We start from the raw sequence: 17,390 nt of genomic DNA on the forward strand, positions 1-17,390 counted from the left end.
AATAATGCAGATCTTATCGACATTAAAAATAAGCTGAAACATATCAATGTTGATCTGGTCAGTCTAAATAGCTATGAAAATCGTGATCATAACCTACAAAACATAAAAGGATTTATTATGTCTAGAATACCCACTGAACTTTCCGAATCACACGGTAAAAATATTTCCGATCTATGTCCTTTCAGTATTGCTGAGGATAGTCGTCAAAATCATTGCGCGCATTATGTATCTCATATGATGGGGTATGAACTGCCGGGCGCGACATGCAAAAACTTTACTTGGGATGACAGACAAAGGGAAGAAAATGGCGCTACACTCAGAGTGGATGATGTATTTAAAAGCTCACCAGAAACTGATGCATGGGCTGATAAGCCTGCTACTGTGAAGGAATGCCTTATTTTTGTCACGCTTTCATCCAATGTGCGCAACTTTGGCGGTAAATTGCAAATGGGTAACCATCCAAGAAAGCATATTGGAATTTTCACAAATGGAGAGGTATGGCACTATAGCAATACAAATAACCGCGTGGTTTGTCATTCACTAGAACATTTTAAAAATACGTTTAGATCGGTTTATGCCACTTCAGGCTCGACTGTTGAGTTCTACTATGGGAGGTTTTTATGAAAATTTTCTTATGCTTGATTTTTATAGTGACCTCTTGCGCAGCTTATTCCACTGAGCAAGATATTTACTCGGACAATAATGCTAAAAAATTATCAGGTGTCGATTTGTTTGACATACTGCTAAAAAATTTAAACCATCCCTTGAAAAATGAGCCGCTATGTCAGCCTCCTGAAACGGTTACAGATCAAAAAAACTATACGCTTGCTGATCAGCTATCATTATTGCTTGCGACAGGGCATTACAAAGATACTAGCGCAAAACTGGAGTCAATTTGCACCGCTGGCACGTTTGAGCAGCCGTCTGGTGGCTTAGTTGATGTCTGGGATTGTCAAATCACAATAGTTGAAACACGTGCAAATGATGAGTTTGTCTCTAGCTCGACAATTGCTGTCGCCATCAGCAACTCTCAAAAGCAAATGATGGCAGGGTCGCTAAGGTGTATGTAGTATTCAAGAGCCGTGTTGGCATTGCTGACACGGCTCTTGATGACTGTACGAACGATATCACTTCTACAACCTAGCCTCTCCCTGCCTCCCTACTTAGGAGGCTCAATCACTCGAATCCCAAACAACAAACTATACAAGGCCGGCACCGCCAAGAGTGTTAATAAGGTCGCAAAGGCAAGGCCACTCATAATAGTGATCGCCATATCTGCAAAAAACACATCAAACGCAAGGGGCAGCATCCCCAAGATTGTTGTCACGGCGGCTAAGACCACGGGGCGCAAGCGTGACACGCTGCCATCGATCAGGGCCGTTGCTGGGGCTTCTCCATTTAAAATACGCTGATCGATTTCGTCAACCAGCACGATGGCATTCTTTATTAACATGCCAGATAAACTGAGTATCCCCAACAGTGCCATGAATCCAAAGGACATGCCGGATAGGAGTAAGCCCCATGTCACACCGCAGATAGCCATAGGCACACAGAGCCAGATAATCAGCGGTTGTTTGATCTTGGCAAACAAAAGCACAGAAATGACCATCATGGCCAAAAGGCTTAGAGGCAATTGGCGGGCGAGGGCGTGTTTGGCATCCCCTGAGCTTTCATGTTCGCCTCCCCATTCCAAATGATACCCAGGTGGTAATGGAAGGGCTTCTATATGAGCGCGCACCTCACTAAAGGCCGATGCGATGTTGACGTTCGCTAAGGGGTCCGCACTAACCGTGATCATGCGTTGCATGTTACGACGTAAGATCAAAGCTTCTTCATGCCGGGTTTCAAAACCATCCACGACTTCACTGGCTGGAACAAAATGCTCCATTGCACGGCTCCAAATCATCCGATCCTGCAATTGCGTCGCAAGCCCTCGCTCGTTACTAGGTGCACGCAGCAGCAAAGGAATTAAACGATCACCTTCTCGATAGAGCCCCAAGGTTTGCCCAGTGGTCAGGAGAGAAAGGGATTCGGCTAAGTCCTGTCGACTGACACCCAAGACACTTGCACGATCATCCGCGAGGGTTGGAACAATGATTTGTTCGGGCTGACGCCAATCCGTGCGTAGATTGTCCAATAAGGCGGTGTCGCGCAAAATTGTCAGGGCGTCTTCGGCTAGCGCTCGAAGCACACGGGGGTCATCGCCATAAAAACGTGCCTGAATAGGGGCCCCCTTGCCAGGCCCCAGTCGCACGCGTTCTATCCAAGCTTGCGCCTGTGGATAGGTTTCTAATTCCATCTTGATTTTTTCGGCGATCTGGGGGATCTCTTCAATTGTGCGTGCGGTGACAATGAGTTGACCGTAAGCCGGATTGGTCCGCTCAGGTTGGTACACCAGCATCATTCGTGATGCTCCCATCCCCGCAACACTGGTGACCTGCTCAACGCCTTCTAATTGCGTGATAAATTCACTTAACTGCTTCAAATCTCGGTCGGTTGCCCGGATATCCGTGCCTTGCTCGCGCCAGTAATTAACATAAAACACCTGGGTTTGAGCATGAGGAAAGAACATTTGCGGAACCTGCTTAAACGCCACCATGCTGATACCTGTTAGAACAAGCAGTGTCAGGAGTGTCAGGCGTCGGTGATGCAAGACTAAGGTGAGTAAACGTCGGTATCCACCCTGGTTTGTTTCTTCGTTGCTGGCTGTCTTAGCTGTGATAAACAGCAAGCTGGCGAGTAAAGGCACAACCGTAATGGCCAAAATCCAGCTCAAGAGTAAGGACAAACCTATGACAAGAAATAACGAAAAGGTGTATTCACCTGTGACATCTTGAGACAGGCCTATTCCAGAAAAGGCAAGCACACCTATGACGGTAGCCGCCAACAAAGGGATTTGTGTTTGACTGGTGATGTCTGTCGCCGCTTCTCGCGCACTACGGCCTTGCTTCATACGAACTAGCATGCCTTCAGCAATCACGATGGCGTTGTCGACCAGCATGCCCATGGCAATAATCAAGGCTCCAAGCGATACACGTTGCATCTGCAACCCTGTGACTTTCATTAAAAAGAGAGAGCCTGTCACGGTGAGCAACAATGCGCTGCCGACAACAACACCTGCACGCCAGCCCATAAACAGGCAGAGCACCAAGATGACAATCGAAACGGACATGACCAAGTTAATGAGGAAAACCTTTAGCGCCTCTTCAACGAGTGTGTGTTGTTGATAAATAGGCGAAAGCTGCACGCCAAGGGGCAGTTCAGACATGCGCGCTCTGAGAGCGGCTTCGACGGCATGACCCACCTCGACAATATTACTGTCCCCGGTTGCGGAAATACCCAGAGTGACAGCATCCTGTCCGGCAAAGCGTATCAACTGTCTTGGTTGCTCATGGTAGTCACGTGAAATTACGGCGATATCACCAAGACGCAGCGTATCGCCTGAAGGCGTGGTAATAAAGAGATTGCGAATATGCTCAAGACTGTCAAAATCCCCAGTGGGAACCACGCGTATAGCAAGGTCTCCCAGTGTTTTGCGCCCTGCATCCACAACGGCATTCTGCAGTTGCAAACGACCTGCTAATTGTTGAGGGCTCAAACCCAGTTGAATTAAAACGGTCTGCGGGATTTCGATCAAAATACGCTCTTCACGTTCCCCTTGAATGGCAACTTTGGCAACGCCCGGTACTTGTAAAATGATGCGTCGAAGGTCTCTGGCAAAGTCACGGAGTTCTGAGGCTTCAAACCCCGGTGCCGTTAGGGCATACAGCAAGCCAAAGACATCCCCAAAACTGTCATTCACCAAGGATGGACCCGCACCCGGTGGAAGATAAGCTTGTGTGTCGTGAATGCGACGGCGTAGCTCATCCCAGACTTGTGGCAACTCGGCCGAACGGTAGGCATCTTCAATCTCTACCGTAATTTCAGATAACCCGGGCATGGATCGAGAGGTTAAACGTTTTAGTTGAGGCATCTCTTGCAGGGCAATTTCGAGCTGTTCGGTGACTTCCAGCTCAACTTCTAACGCAGATGCACCCTTGTAAGGGGTTAAGATGATGGCTTCTTTGATGGTGAATTCAGGGTCTTCTAATTGGGGTAAGGTTAAAACAGCCCAGATTCCGCCAAGGAGGCAAATGAGAATTAACACCCAAGTGTTGACGGGTTTTTCAATTGAGGCACGTGCAATATCCATTAACGAGACTCCTTTAGTTCCCGATCACTGCGAACACGCATGCCTTCACTTAAAAATCCTGTACCAGCCGCGACGACCCATTCACCCTTATCGATACCCGATACAATTTCGATACCGTCTGCTAACAAGCGACCCAACTCAACTTGTCGTAAAGATACTGTTTCCGTTTCAGGGGAATACACAAACACTTGGGTTTGCTCACCTTGTCCAAGCAATGCGTGCAAGGGCAATATGGGGCGCTGGACATCATTTGGCTTTAGGGCAACTTTTACGGTCGCACTCATTCCGGGCAATAGGCGTAGATCGCCCGGATTATCCATCTCAAACGTCACGCGATAGGTTCGAGAGCGAGGGTTGGGTTCGGTCGAGTATTCTTTAAAGGATAAGTCGAAAGGACGCTCAGGAAGTGACGGTAGGGTTGCCGTGACCGTATAGCCGTTTGGGTCTTCAACCTCAGGTAAGAGAATTTCGGGGACGGCAATTTCAACCTCTAAACGACTCAGGTCTTGAATACGCACCACAGGCGTTCCCGCAGACACTTGAGTAAAGTTTTCCATCATGCGGTCAGCGATAATTGCATCATAGGGCGCAAAAATTTCGGTATAAATCAAGTTCTGACCTGCACGGTCCTTTTCAACTTTTGCGCGATCATAGGCTGTACGTGCTTCATCTAATTGAGCTTGAGACACATGATTTTGTTGATGAAGCTGTTGCAACCTTCTCAAATCCCGCTCAGCTTTTTCAAAACTAACGCGTGCAGACTCCAACAGAAGTTGATAATCCGTTTGCTCTAAGCGCGCGATTAATGAGCCTTCCTCTATTTTGTCACCTTTTATGACAGGAATGTGCACAAGCTTTCCTGGAACCTGAAAAGAGAGATTGGCTGCCCGTGAGGCTTCTATACGGGCAGGAAAGTAACGTTCAGCAACTATGGCCTCTGGGTCCAATTGTAAAAGCCTGACCACGGGTACAGCAGGAAGGGGGGGCTCATCATTTGACGAACTGCATCCTAACAATACCAAGCTTACAAACAGTACGAGGCTTTGTTTTAACATTTGATAGATCCTTTAAAAATTCGTGTCTTCAGTAAAAGGCAATTGAGGAGAGCTGTAGTAAAAAAGAAGGTAATAAGTATATATACTTATTATGATGAAGGTTTGGGTATTTTCAATGACATTTTTCGTCATGTGCTGTATCGAAGTCGAGTAATTTTCTCAGATTGATTATGATACACTTATCACCTTCATTGATTGGACGGAGCATTGCGCAACATGGCCGATTTATTAACGATTACACGCCCAGATGATTGGCACTTACATCTTCGAGATGGCGAGGTGTTATCGCATATTGTCCCTGCGACAGCATTGCAAATGGGGCGTGCCGTTGTTATGCCTAATTTAAAGCCACCGGTAACGGATGTGCATCAAGCATTGGCCTATCGTGAACGTATTCTCGCGCATGTTCCCAAAGGGCGACAGTTTGATCCCTTGATGACGCTCTATCTTACGGATAACACCACACCACAAATAATTGCAGAGGCTGGGGCGAGTGAGCACGTGAAAGCCGTCAAACTCTACCCTGCAGGTGCCACCACCAACTCTGATTCGGGACTCACGGATTTAGGTAAGCTCGATGATATTTGTGCGGCATTAACCGAAGCGAATATGCCACTGTTAGTGCATGGTGAAGTCACGCATAACCATGTCGACATCTTTGACCGAGAGAAGCAGTTTTTAGACGATATCCTTGTGCCTTTGGTTGCGCGTCATCCGCACCTTAAACTGGTGGTTGAACACATCACCACGAAAGAGGCCACTGAGTTTGTGAATGCACACGGCGATCATGTCGGTGCCACCATTACCGTGCAGCATTTGGCCTATAACCGCAACCACATGTTGGTGGGAGGAATACGGCCACATCTATTCTGCTTGCCCGTCCTGAAGCGCAACACCCATCAACAAGCCCTTCAAGATGCCGTTATCAGTGGCAGTGCCAAGTTCTTTCTAGGAACTGACTCAGCGCCTCATGCTAAGGGTGCAAAAGAAAGCGCTTGTGGTTGTGCAGGCTGCTACAGTGCTTACGCGGCGATTGAACTCTACGCTGAAATTTTCGAAGACCTAGGGGTTTTAGACAAACTTGAAGGTTTCGCCAGCTTTTATGGCGCTGATTTCTACGGTTTGCCCCGTAATACAGACACCATCACCCTAGTCAAAGAAGACTGGCAAGTGCCGATGGAAATGGCGTTTGGTCAGGATGTGATTGTACCTCTGCGCTCGGGTGAAACCCTGCGTTGGAAATTGCGCCAATAACGGAACACGTAAATTCCCCGCATGGCTCATTAGAGCCATGCATCCAAACCTGTCTGAGCCATCGAAAGATGCTCAGGCAGGTAAATGGTTCAGTAGCGCGCGTCGAATGCGTGAGACGGCTTCTTCCAGCAAGGCTCTCGGACAACCGAAGTTCAGTCGCATAAAGCGATCATCGCCAAAGTCTCTTCCTGGCGATAGACCAACGCCAGCACTTTCAAAAAAATGAATGGGATTGTCCAAACGAGCAGCACTGATATCGATCCAGGCTAAATAGGTGGCTTCGATGGGATCAAGTTGTAGGCCAGGAATAGCATTAATTTCGTGTATCAGGTAATCACGGTTGCCTCTCAAATAATCAAGCTGGGCTTGGTTCCACGCATCGCCATCTTTGAGTGCAGCCGTCGCCGCCGTGAAACCAAGCAAGTTGACATCAGGCACAATCCCTTTGCGTACGCATTGAAAGTCACGGCGCAGTTGCGGATTTTGGATGATGGCATAGGAGCATCCGAGTCCTGCAATGTTATAGGTTTTGCTCGGTGCCATTAGCGTGATTGTGCGTTGTGCGATCTCGGGGCTCAGGCTGGCAATTGGAATGTGCTTTAAACCCGGTTCGAGAATAAGGTCGCAATGAATTTCATCGGAGCACAGAATAAGATTATGCTTGAGTACCAACTCGGCTAGACGTTCGAGCTCATTTTGTCGGTAGAGGGTGCCACCCGGATTATGTGGGTTGCAAAACAGGATCAGTCGCGTGTCTTGTGTGATGGCCGCTTCCATAGCATCAAAATCGATAATGCTGCGTTGGTTTTCCCGTTTCAGTGGCACTTTGATCAAACGCCGATCAGACAGATGTGGAGCCGTCATAAAGGGAGGGTACACCGGAGCAGGGGATAAAACACTGGAACCCGATTCTCCGGTGACACGGCAGGCTAAATGTAAGCCGCAGACAAGACCGGGGAGCCATTCAATATCATTGGCGTGGATGGGCCATTGATAGAGGGACTGCATACATGCAATGACCAACTCAATGAGTTCGGCAGGTGGATTGGTATAGCCAAAAATTCCATGATCAATACGTTGATGTAAGGCCTCTAATACAGCAGGTGGAGCCATGAAGTCACTATCGGCTACCCACATGGGCAACACGCTGGTGTTTTTGTAGCGCTCCCATTTTTGGCTGGCGGTGTTCGAACGGTCAATGAGTCGATCAAAGGCTTGAGTGGGCATCGTCTATCCTATGGCTAGTATCAGCTGAGTAGTTAAAATTATGACGTCTTTGGCTTGCAAATCAACCAATCGCTCGTTTAACTGACGAATGAATTTAAATCGGTAGCTTTTTGTTAAGAGTTGGCGCTGATTTTGTTATAAAATAGGCCATTATTTCAGTGAATTTCGTTTTTTCGAGTATGCGGAGCGCATTATGAACAATAACAGAGTCATTATTTTCGATACGACCTTACGTGATGGAGAGCAAAGCCCTGGTGCATCCATGACACGTGATGAAAAGCTACGTATTGCGCGTCAACTCGAAAAAATGCGCGTAGATGTCATTGAAGCAGGGTTTGCTATTGCAAGCCCCGGTGATTTCGAGGCCGTTAAGGCTATCGCTGACACCATCAAAGACAGTCGTATTTGCTCTTTATCGCGCGCTTTGCCTGCCGATATCGATCGGGCGGGTGAAGCTTTGGCTGGAGCAAATGCTGGGCGTATCCACACGTTTATTGCCACATCACCTATCCATATGAAGTACAAGTTGCAAATGGAGCCGGATCAGGTGGTCGAAAATGCCGTGGCGGCGGTGAAGCGTGCCCGGAGTTTGATTGATGATGTCGAATTCTCGTTAGAAGATGCCAGCCGTTCTGAGTTGGACTTTATGTGTCGTATTATCGAAGCCGTTATTGATGCAGGGGCAAGGACGATCAATATTCCGGATACCGTGGGATATGCGGTTCCTCAGGAGTTTGGTCACACCATTGGTCAGTTACTGCAGCGTATCCCGAATGCCGATAAGGCGATTTTTTCAGTGCATTGTCACAATGACCTTGGCTTAGCCGTAGCGAACTCTTTGTCTGCCGTGGCGGCGGGGGCTCGTCAGGTCGAGTGTACCGTGAACGGTTTGGGAGAGCGTGCGGGCAATGCATCTCTGGAAGAGATCGTGATGGCCTTGCGTACTCGAAAAGATATTATGAAGTTGGAGACGGGCATCGACACGACACAAATCGTACCTGCATCGCGCTTAGTCTCGAGTATTACGGGCTTCCCCGTGCAGCCGAATAAAGCCATTGTGGGGGCGAATGCCTTTGCACATGAATCAGGGATTCATCAGGATGGCATGTTAAAGCACCGTGAAACCTACGAAATCATGACCGCTGAAAGTGTCGGTTGGCACACCAACCGCATGGTGTTAGGTAAGCTGTCGGGTCGCAATGCCTTTAAAGTGCGAATGGAAGAGTTAGGCACGACCTTTAGCTCTGATGCCGAGTTGAATGAAGCCTTCGCACGCTTTAAAGAATTGGCGGATAAAAAGAGTGAGATTTTCGATGAAGATCTGGTTGCACTGGTCAGTGATGCGCGCGCGATGGCAGGGTATGAAACCTTTAAGCTGAGCAGCCTGATGGTGACTTCGCAGACAGGCGAGGTACCTGTAGCAAAAGTTGTTTTGAGTGTGGGTGGTGTTGAGCAACAAGGTACCTCGGAAGGCAGTGGACCCGTCGATGCGACCTTTAAAGCCATAGAGTCAATTGTACGTTCAGAAGGGAACTTGCAACTCTATTCTGTTAATGCCATTACCAGTGGGACCGATTCGCAGGGCGAAGTGACGGTGCGCTTAGAAAAAGGTGGTCGTATTGTGAACGGTCTGGGTGCCGACACAGACATTATCACGGCATCGGCAAAGGCTTATATTCATGCGCTGAACATGCTCGATGCCAATGTTCAAAAAGCGCATCCTCAGGTGTAAGGGATGACTGAGACGGAGTCCGAGGTGATGTTGGCGCAGGAGTCCCAGCGTCATACGTATTTGCAGGCACTTGGGGTGCAGAGTTGGTTGCCAAGAGGGGCATTGCCATATGCGGCGCCTTCGGCCCCTTGGGTCGAGGCGTTTACCTGGCCACCGACTGAGCGCTTTGAACAGTGGGGTGATGCCTTTGATGATACGCCTGCAGAGGCTGCTGCCACTGAGCAGCAAGCGGCTCCAGTCACGCCTGCTGTCAATGCGCCGCGAGGAGTTTCGCGGGCACTGGAGTCTTTGCAGGGCATATTTGCACCCGAAGGGACATCGTCTCAGAAGGTGCCTGCATTGGCTCAGACTCCTCCAGTGTCCTCTGAAACAACAAGTCCAGTGTCAGCCTTGGATATGTCGTATCAACCCGAGCGTGTGGCACCCTTGCAAAACCCTTTGGCCGAGCGCTATCCAGAGCCTCAGTTTTCATTGGTGTTGATTAAACTCGGCGAGTTGTTAATCGTTGATAGTTTACCACCTCAAGGACGCCAGAGTTTTAGTCCGGCGCATATCCGCTTTGTGTCTGCACTTGCGCGTAGCTTAGGTGTGCAAGGGTATGAAATTAACCCGATTCTTCATCATTGGCCTGCCTTTGTTGGTTCTGCACTGAATCAAGGGCCAGATGAGGCTCTTCGTTCGGTGCGCCGACAGTTGGGCAATTTGCTGAAAAGCCAAGAAATTAAGCGAGTATTGTTGTTGGGTGAAGCTTCGGCCCAGTGGATACTAGAGCAGCCTGAGCCCTTAGACTCCTTGCGTGGCTTACGTTTTTCGTTGCGCGCGGGTGTGGCGGCGGTGTCGAGCCACAGCGTGACGGCATTGTTGCGTATTCCTGAGTTGAAAGCAGAGCTGTGGGCCGATCTTCAGCCATTGTTGGCCGCTCGCACATGATCGATTTGCTGCTCCCCAATCAGTTACCCGAGGTTAGAGCCTTAGAGGCACAATGTTTTGATGATCCTTGGTCTGAAAGTCTCTGGCTTCGTATAGTAGAGTCAGGTGCGGCTTGGCAATGGCATCATCAGGGGCGGATGCAGGCGTTTATGCTGTGTTCGTGCGTGTTGGATGAGGCTGAGTTGCTGCGCATTGGCACTTTACCTTCGGCGCGACAGCAAGGCTTGGCATTGCGACTACTGGAGCTAGGGATTGAAGGCCTAGCTGCGCGCGGAATTGTACAGTTACATTTAGAAGTACGTCGCTCAAATACCGCGGCCATTCGTTTGTACGAACGTGCCGGGTTTGAAATGAATGGATTGCGTAAAGGTTACTATCCTGCTGAAGGGCGCTATCCAAAAGAGGATGCTTTGTTATTTAAACGAACATGGTAAGGCAAAGCACATGAGTGTGTCTGACGGTTTATTAAGTTTGGTGTGGGTGTGGTCGGCGACTGCAATCTATGTGTTGATCTTGGCGCGAGTGTGTATGTCACTGCCTTGGCGCATTTTTATGCGTGAGCGTGGCATACAGCATATGTTTTTTGGTGCTGTTCTCGTGTTGGTGTTGATGTGGCAAATGCGGGCGGGTGTCTCGGCAGGCTTGACCGTGCATTTTCTAGGCATGACCACCTTAACCCTGATACTGGGTTGGGATTTTGCAGTGCTCGCAGGCAGTTTAGCGATGCTGGTGATGACTTTACTGGGCATCGAAAGCGGCTCGTCTTTACCTGTGAGCCTCATTTGTGTGGTGGTGTTGCCTGTGTTGGTAACGGTGCTTGTGTTACGGGTGGCAGAAGCAAAGCTCCCGCGTAATTTTTTTGTGTATATGTTCGTTTGCGCATTCTTCGGCGCGGGTTTGGCCGTTGCGGTATCGGGTATGTCGATGGCGATGCTGCTTTGGTTAGACGGCGTCTATAGCTGGTCCGAAATTTACCACAATTACGCCATGTACTTGCCTTTGATTATGATGCCGGAAGGGTTATTGAATGGCATCATTATGACCGGGATTATGGTGTTTCATCCTGATTGGATTCGTACTTTTGATGCTCGGGTGTATATCGACGAGCAGTAAATCACTCAAATCCATCTGGCAAAAGGATCTAGCGCTTTGCTGGGTATTTAGCAAGTTTCCGCTGCAGTGTGCGCCGGTGCATGTTGAGTGCACGTGCTGTGGCGGAGATGTTGCCGTCATGCTCGCGTAAGGTCTTTTGAATATGTTCCCATTCCAGTCGATTTACGGACATAGGTTCGGGATTGATATCTTGGTCTGGATCCACTCTATCCTCAAGAAGAGCCGCCAAGATTTGATCCGCATCGGCGGGCTTGGGCAGGTATTGGTTCGCTCCGAGTTTGATAGCATCAACAGCGGTGGCAATACTCGCGTAGCCCGTTAACATGAGAATGCGCATGTCTGGGTACTGTTGGCGTAGATCGCGTATCAGGGTCAACCCAGAAGCCCCCTCCATCTTGAGGTCAATGCTAGCGAGGTCAAATGCTTGCAGTTTAGCTATCTCAGCTCCTTCTTCTGCGCTACTGGCCTGCGTAACCTCATAACCTCGACGTGTCAGTGCTCGCGCTAATACACGTGAGAAAACAGGGTCATCGTCAACAACGAGAAAGTGCTGTGGGTTCATGATTAGGCCTTTTTGATCGGGTGGATGGCTAGGCGTACTTCGGTCAGTGTACCGCCCTGAGGGTGGTTGTAGAGTCTGACATCCCCCTTTTGACTTGCCAGCGTACTGGTGGTTAAAAATAAACCTATGCCCAGCCCGCCTTTGGTGGTAACAAAGGGTTTGCCCAGTGTTTGCATTTGCTCAGGTGTCAGTCCCGGTCCTTGATCCTGTATTTTCAACCAAATGGAGCGCGTGTCCCAATCTAAGGCTAGGTGAATGGGGGCAGAGCTGGCATCCGCTGCATTGTTGAGTAAGTTTAATAGGGCTTGCCGTAATGAGACATTACTATTGACCCATGGGATGGGGTCTTTATGCGGGGGGACGAAGTCAAACTCGGCGTGTGGGCGCTGCAACTGCCACGTACTCAGGAGTTCGTTCATGAACTGGGTAATGGGCTGCGGCGTATCTTCATTGTTGGCGATACTTTGTGTGAGTGCTTTAAGGCGGTTGGCACAGAGATCGACCTGTTGTTGCATAAGTTCGATGTCATCTTTGAGTTCTGGATGGTCAAGCTCTAAGTCTTTTAACACAATTCTCAGTGTTGATAAGGGAGTTCCCAACTCGTGTGCGGTACCTGCGGCCATCGTTGCGAGAGCAAGGAGTTGCTGGTCTTGGATGCTTTTCTCGCGCGCTTGTTGTAACTTGTGCTCGCCTTGGCGCAGTGAGCGCTGCATGCGCACAATGAATACGCTAATGAGAGCAACACTCAGAATAAAGCTTAACCACATGCCCGTGATATGCAAATCAAACAGTTGGATTACACTGTGTTGATGCCGTGCAGACAGCTCGACCAGCGAAACATGATGATACAATAGTGAGGTGTAAAGCCCGCTGACAAATAGGCTCATGGCCAGAGTATAGAGAAGGGGGAGGGTGCTGGCGGTGATGATAAGAGGGATGAGCAAAATGGAAATAAAAGGATTCGTGGCTCCGCCAAACTGATAAAGCAAGCTTGAGTAAAGGATGGCATCGGCACAGAGTTGGCTGAAAAATTCGGGATGTAAGACTGGCCAGTTGGAATGTAAACGCAATCCCGTCATCAGATTAACGGCAAAGAGCGCAGACAAACTTAGGCCTGTCATGGCGATATTGGGGTGCAGATGCAAGACCATGACCGCAAACACGACCATCGCACACAAAACAAAGAGCAATAAGCTGCGAATATAAGTGAGTTGTAACAGGTGTTGATGATGCTGGTTCACGCGCTTCTCCTCTGTTCGGGCCTATTATACGCTTTTTCCGGGAACCTAGGCTGCGTCAGACTGTCGCATGTGTGTATTGATTTTATTTGATGAGAACTGGGAGCATTGATGTTGTTACGAAAGCTAGTACCGGTGTTTGCTCTATCCTTGGCGTCTGCAGGTGTCAGTGCGGATAGGCTTAAGCCTGAAGATGCTGTGGAGTATCGTCAATCGGCCTTTCGCTTGATGAGTTTCCAGCTGGGTGTGTTAAACCCTCTGCATCGTCGACAGGCGTATGATGATGAAGCGTTTGTCTATCGTGCCGAGACCTTAAGTCGTCTCGCGGAGTTAGCGCTTGAAGGGTTTACCGAGGATTCGAAGGGACAGCAAAGTCGAACGCAGGCGCGCATGTGGGATGAGCGTGAAGCATTTGAAACTCGTTTGCGTGAGTTTGCCGAGACGACTGCACAGATGGCTGAGCGTTCTGCAGCAGGTGATAGCCGCGCAACACGGGATTTATTTCGCCAGACACTGCAGTCTTGTAAATCCTGTCATGATCGTTATCGAATTGAATGATGTTTAGGTTAGCCAGCGTTCGAGTAAGCGCGAAAGATTGTTGAGATTATAGGGCTTGGCTAAAAAGTCGTTCATGCCACAGGCAATGCACTCTTTGCGATCATCAGCAGTGGCGTTCGCCGTCAGTGCGGCGATTGGCATGCGATAGTCATTTTGCCTGAGCAATTTAGTGGCGGTGTAGCCATCCATTACAGGCATTTGACAATCCATGAGAATCAGGTGGAAGTGCTCTTTCGCGACCATTTCCACCGCTATCTGCCCGTTGCTGGCGATAGCGGGCACAATGTTGAATTTCTCTAGAAGCTTAACGGCAAGCTTCTGGTTAACAATATTGTCTTCGACCAGTAGGATACGTTTGCGTGAGTAGTCGAGGAATTTGGTTGCACCGGCTTGGTCTTCAACAGGGCGCTTACAGGGGAGATAGGGAATCACTAACCAAAACAGTGAGCCGACGCCTTCTTTACTCGCAACCTGCATGTCACCACCCATTAGACGTACCAGTTCACGCGATATTTTTAAGCCAAGTCCGGTACCGCCATATTTGCGACTTGTCGAGCTGTCCGCTTGAGAAAAACTCTGAAAGAGCTTTTTCTGAACAGCCGGACTCATGCCGATACCAGTGTCCTTAACGCCAATTTTTAAGCAATTGTTCTCGACAGTGGCGCGTAGGGTTACACGTCCATGTTCGGTGAACTTTAGTGCATTGGAGAGTAAGTTGTTGAGGACTTGACGTAAGCGCAGCGAGTCACCAGTTATGTATTCATTGACTTCGCGATTTAAACTCAATTCAAGGATAACATTTTTACTCTTCGCCGCATTTTGGAAAATATCGGTGACGTTGTGCAAGAGCTCGTGGAGGTTAACAGGGGCGTGCTCAATACTCATTTTTCCAGCTTCAATCTTAGAGAAGTCGAGAATGTCATTGACCAATCCCAATAATAACTCAGCCGAACTTTGAGCGAGTCGAACCTGTTCGGCTTGCTCATCCGGAAGGTGGCTGTGTTCAAGTAACGAGAGCATCCCGATTACACCATTAATGGGGGTGCGTATTTCATGACTCATGTTTGCCAGAAACTGGCTTTTAGCTTGCGTCGCCTGTAGCACGCGATCCTGTTGTTCTTTTAACTTAACCGCTGCCGCATTGATACCGGCTTTAAGGTTGTCGAGGTCGCCGACATACTCGCCTTTTACCCGTTTTTTAAAATCACCCGCGGCGATTTCACTGATCACCGTGTTGGATTCGGTGATGCTTTTCTCTAGGTTTTCAATCAGCTCATTGAAGCGGTGTGTGAGCACGCCGAGTTCGTCCATGCGTGTAATAGGAATCGCGTTTGAAAAATGGCCAGAACGAATAACGTTGGTGATAGCATCGACCATACGATCAATCGGTTTGATGACTTGCTGGCGAACTAGGAAGAGTAAGATGGCAATAACCAGTAGCAAAATCGTGATAATGGAAACAATGACACGAGTGATGGAGGTTAAACCTTCTTCAATGCGATCGGTCACAGGTTTGGAACTGCTGACAAGGATGCTACGACCCAGTAAAAAACCGGAGTGCTCGTAAATAGGCATGTCAAAAATGATTCGGTCATCGTGAATTTCAACTGAGCGTTCAAGTTGTTTGCCAACATCAGGTCTGACTTGTTTGATGTAATCGGCAATACTGATATCAAACCATTTCGAGTGTGCGACTATGTGTTCGTGGTCAAAAAAAGGGTTGTTTAAATAGATGGGGGGAACAACGCCGTCAAAGCGCTCTCGTATGCTGCCTATGTTGAGTAATACGACCCAATCAAAGCCTTCACGTTTGAGGTCTTGGACGACAGTTTCAATGCCTTGGCTGACAGAGACGATGCCAATGAGTTGGCCTTCATCAAACACAGGGGCAAAACCAATGATGCCTAAGCCTGTATTGCCCATGCCAAAGCTGACCGTCACGTTCTGAAGGGTTAAGGCAGAGGCCGCCAGTAAGTTAGGAATCCTCTCATTAGATGGGGTCGGATCCCAAGATTTAGCAAATAGAGTTTGGTCGCGTGTAATGACTTCTGCCCGAATATCTTGATTGGGTGATAAGCGTTCAAAGTCAGCACGAAGGCTTTCAATGCCAGCATAGGCTAAGGGTTGATTGTTGGTGCGCAGTCCTTCACGGATGCGAGGATCACGTGTAAGACTCGAAACGATGGCTTTAACGGACTCTTCTTTCGCGGCTAAGCGTAATGTCACCTCTTTTTGAGCCAACTCTAATGCTTCAGATTTTGCGCTGATTTCAATAGGAACAATGGTATCACGGTACAGAATGTACAAAAGAACACTCAGGATGACGAGAGAGGTCATCGTAGCAGTCAGAATGATGGAACGAAAAATGGATGTCTTTTGCATTCGAGGCCGTAGGGTTAGAGTGCTAATTTAGTGTAATTAAGTGGCATTCCATCGTTTAGGTGGTTATCAGCTTACTAAAAAACGTGAGAAAAGATTATTATACGTTCTAACGAATAGTGATCTTTTTCGTGCACATCGTTTATGGGTCTAATATTAGTGCCTTAAGTCTTCTCTTTCTACTTAAAAAATCAAAGTTATCAAATATTAAGGGATAAAATAGTCATGAATGTACTGGTCGAGTGCAAGCAATATCTGCTGTAAATGGGTTTGTAATCCTCGGTATTCTGGCAATAACTCTCGTGTCGCTTCATTCAAGTAAAGGCGACGGTTAATTTCAAGCTGGATCGAATGCTTGTTCTGTGCAGGATCCGAATAGGCTTTAACCAGTTCAACGCCTTTATAGGGATGGTTGACCCAGCATGTATAGCCTAACTCACTAAACGCATTTCGAAGAAAATCGGTAATTCTTGGATCTGCGGTGCTGCCATCTCTATCCCCTAAGACAATATCAGGGTGCTCAAGCCCTGGGTGTTCGGTTGAATACACATCAGCTATGGATGGCATCGAATGGCAGTTAATGTGCATGACGCATTGATGTTGCTGATAGGTGTCGTTAAGGAGTTGCTTTAAGGCTTGGTGATAAGGTACCCAATAGGTGTGGATACGGTATCGCACCTCGTCGACACTCAGCATCCGATTATAAATTATTTGACCGTCATCCAGCATGCGCCAAACGAGGCCTTTACCTAGCCTTGCTTTGTCACTCGCTTGTATAGGCTCAGGCCAATGAGTGCTTAGGAGTGCTTCGTCAATATCGCCACTAGAGCGATTAAGGTCGATGTAGCTTCTTGGGAAAAGCGCGTCTAACAGTGTCACACCTAGGCTGGGTGCAAAACTAAACAAAGTGTCGACATGTGTATCTTCAGCTTGACGAAGATCCTGCAGAGCCACTGCATAATCAAAGTCACTCGGATAGTGAGTTCCCGAATGAGGGGAATCGAGCACCAGTGCGCGAATCGGTGTGTTAGGGGCCGCAGTACGTATTTGAATGAAAGGTGAAGTCATGCGTACCTCCTTTAATGGATTTTATCTAATTGCGCGTAAACCTTGTCGTTAGCCTGCCTTTTGGAAGGGTGAAGCATGGCAG

15 protein-coding genes are annotated in these 17,390 nt (G+C 48.4%); 8 read left to right on the forward strand and 7 right to left on the reverse strand.

Going from position 1 to position 17,390, the window contains the following annotated elements; genetic code table 11:
* The first annotated feature begins 117 nt into the window (after positions 1-117).
* A complete protein-coding gene (locus DN062_RS06165; protein ID WP_133256749.1) occupies positions 118-624 on the forward strand; it encodes a hypothetical protein in 507 nt (168 codons plus the stop codon).
* The gene (locus tag DN062_RS06170; protein WP_112158440.1) at positions 621-1,070 is read left to right on the forward strand and encodes a hypothetical protein; all 450 of its coding nucleotides are present in this window, start codon (positions 621-623) and stop codon (positions 1,068-1,070) included. The genes DN062_RS06165 and DN062_RS06170 overlap by 4 nt, the downstream gene beginning before the upstream one ends.
* Before the next feature lie 89 nt (positions 1,071-1,159).
* Here DN062_RS06170 and DN062_RS06175 read toward each other — a convergent pair whose 3' ends face one another.
* On the reverse strand, positions 1,160-4,192 hold the full coding sequence (locus tag DN062_RS06175; RefSeq protein ID WP_112158441.1) for an efflux RND transporter permease subunit: 3,033 nt from the start codon (positions 4,190-4,192) through the stop codon (positions 1,160-1,162).
* Positions 4,192-5,247: an efflux RND transporter periplasmic adaptor subunit gene (locus DN062_RS06180; RefSeq protein WP_112158442.1), complete on the reverse strand. Its 1,056-nt coding sequence runs from the start codon at positions 5,245-5,247 to the stop codon at positions 4,192-4,194. Before DN062_RS06180 ends, DN062_RS06175 begins: the two co-directional genes overlap by 1 nt.
* 216 nt (positions 5,248-5,463) lie before the next feature.
* Between DN062_RS06180 and pyrC the strand changes: the two genes are divergently transcribed.
* Positions 5,464-6,501: a dihydroorotase gene (gene pyrC, locus DN062_RS06185; protein ID WP_112158443.1), complete on the forward strand. Its 1,038-nt coding sequence runs from the start codon at positions 5,464-5,466 to the stop codon at positions 6,499-6,501.
* A 72-nt stretch (positions 6,502-6,573) separates the two neighbouring features.
* Here the strand turns inward: pyrC and DN062_RS06190 are convergent, their stop codons facing one another.
* Entirely contained in the window at positions 6,574-7,728 is a 1,155-nt protein-coding gene (locus DN062_RS06190; protein ID WP_112158444.1) for a MalY/PatB family protein, read from the reverse strand.
* A gap of 193 nt (positions 7,729-7,921) precedes the next feature.
* Here DN062_RS06190 and DN062_RS06195 point away from each other — a divergent pair, with 193 nt between their 5' ends.
* The 4 genes from DN062_RS06195 to DN062_RS06210 are packed head-to-tail and all read left to right on the forward strand — an operon-like array spanning position 7,922 to position 11,503.
* Positions 7,922-9,460 (forward strand): 2-isopropylmalate synthase, encoded by a 1,539-nt coding sequence (locus DN062_RS06195; protein ID WP_112158445.1) that lies wholly within the window; start codon positions 7,922-7,924, stop codon positions 9,458-9,460.
* Positions 9,461-9,463: 3 nt separating this feature from the next.
* Positions 9,464-10,390, forward strand: a complete 927-nt coding sequence (locus DN062_RS06200) for a uracil-DNA glycosylase family protein (RefSeq protein ID WP_112158446.1) — start codon at positions 9,464-9,466, stop codon at positions 10,388-10,390.
* On the forward strand, positions 10,387-10,824 hold the full coding sequence (rimI, locus tag DN062_RS06205) for a ribosomal protein S18-alanine N-acetyltransferase (protein ID WP_112158447.1): 438 nt from the start codon (positions 10,387-10,389) through the stop codon (positions 10,822-10,824). The genes DN062_RS06200 and rimI overlap by 4 nt, the downstream gene beginning before the upstream one ends.
* 10 nt (positions 10,825-10,834) lie before the next feature.
* Entirely contained in the window at positions 10,835-11,503 is a 669-nt protein-coding gene (locus DN062_RS06210; protein ID WP_112158448.1) for an energy-coupling factor ABC transporter permease, read from the forward strand.
* Between the two features lie 28 nt (positions 11,504-11,531).
* Here DN062_RS06210 and DN062_RS06215 read toward each other — a convergent pair whose 3' ends face one another.
* Together DN062_RS06215 and DN062_RS06220 are read right to left on the reverse strand one after the other, a co-directional pair.
* Entirely contained in the window at positions 11,532-12,065 is a 534-nt protein-coding gene (locus DN062_RS06215) for a response regulator transcription factor (RefSeq protein WP_112158449.1), read from the reverse strand.
* Positions 12,066-12,067: 2 nt separating this feature from the next.
* On the reverse strand, positions 12,068-13,306 hold the full coding sequence (locus DN062_RS06220) for an ATP-binding protein (protein WP_112158450.1): 1,239 nt from the start codon (positions 13,304-13,306) through the stop codon (positions 12,068-12,070).
* 108 nt (positions 13,307-13,414) lie between these two features.
* Between DN062_RS06220 and DN062_RS06225 the strand changes: the two genes are divergently transcribed.
* The gene (locus DN062_RS06225; RefSeq protein WP_112158451.1) at positions 13,415-13,861 is read left to right on the forward strand and encodes a c-type cytochrome; all 447 of its coding nucleotides are present in this window, start codon (positions 13,415-13,417) and stop codon (positions 13,859-13,861) included.
* 3 nt (positions 13,862-13,864) lie between these two features.
* Here DN062_RS06225 and DN062_RS06230 read toward each other — a convergent pair whose 3' ends face one another.
* Together DN062_RS06230 and DN062_RS06235 are read right to left on the reverse strand one after the other, a co-directional pair.
* On the reverse strand, positions 13,865-16,243 hold the full coding sequence (locus tag DN062_RS06230; RefSeq protein ID WP_112158452.1) for an ATP-binding protein: 2,379 nt from the start codon (positions 16,241-16,243) through the stop codon (positions 13,865-13,867).
* 204 nt (positions 16,244-16,447) lie between these two features.
* Positions 16,448-17,308: an N-formylglutamate amidohydrolase gene (locus DN062_RS06235; RefSeq protein ID WP_112158453.1), complete on the reverse strand. Its 861-nt coding sequence runs from the start codon at positions 17,306-17,308 to the stop codon at positions 16,448-16,450.
* Positions 17,309-17,390 lie beyond the last annotated feature (82 nt).

The sequence above is a fragment of the Nitrincola tibetensis genome (assembly GCF_003284585.1).
In the GTDB taxonomy this organism is placed as follows: Bacteria; Pseudomonadota; Gammaproteobacteria; order Pseudomonadales; family Balneatricaceae; genus Nitrincola; species Nitrincola tibetensis.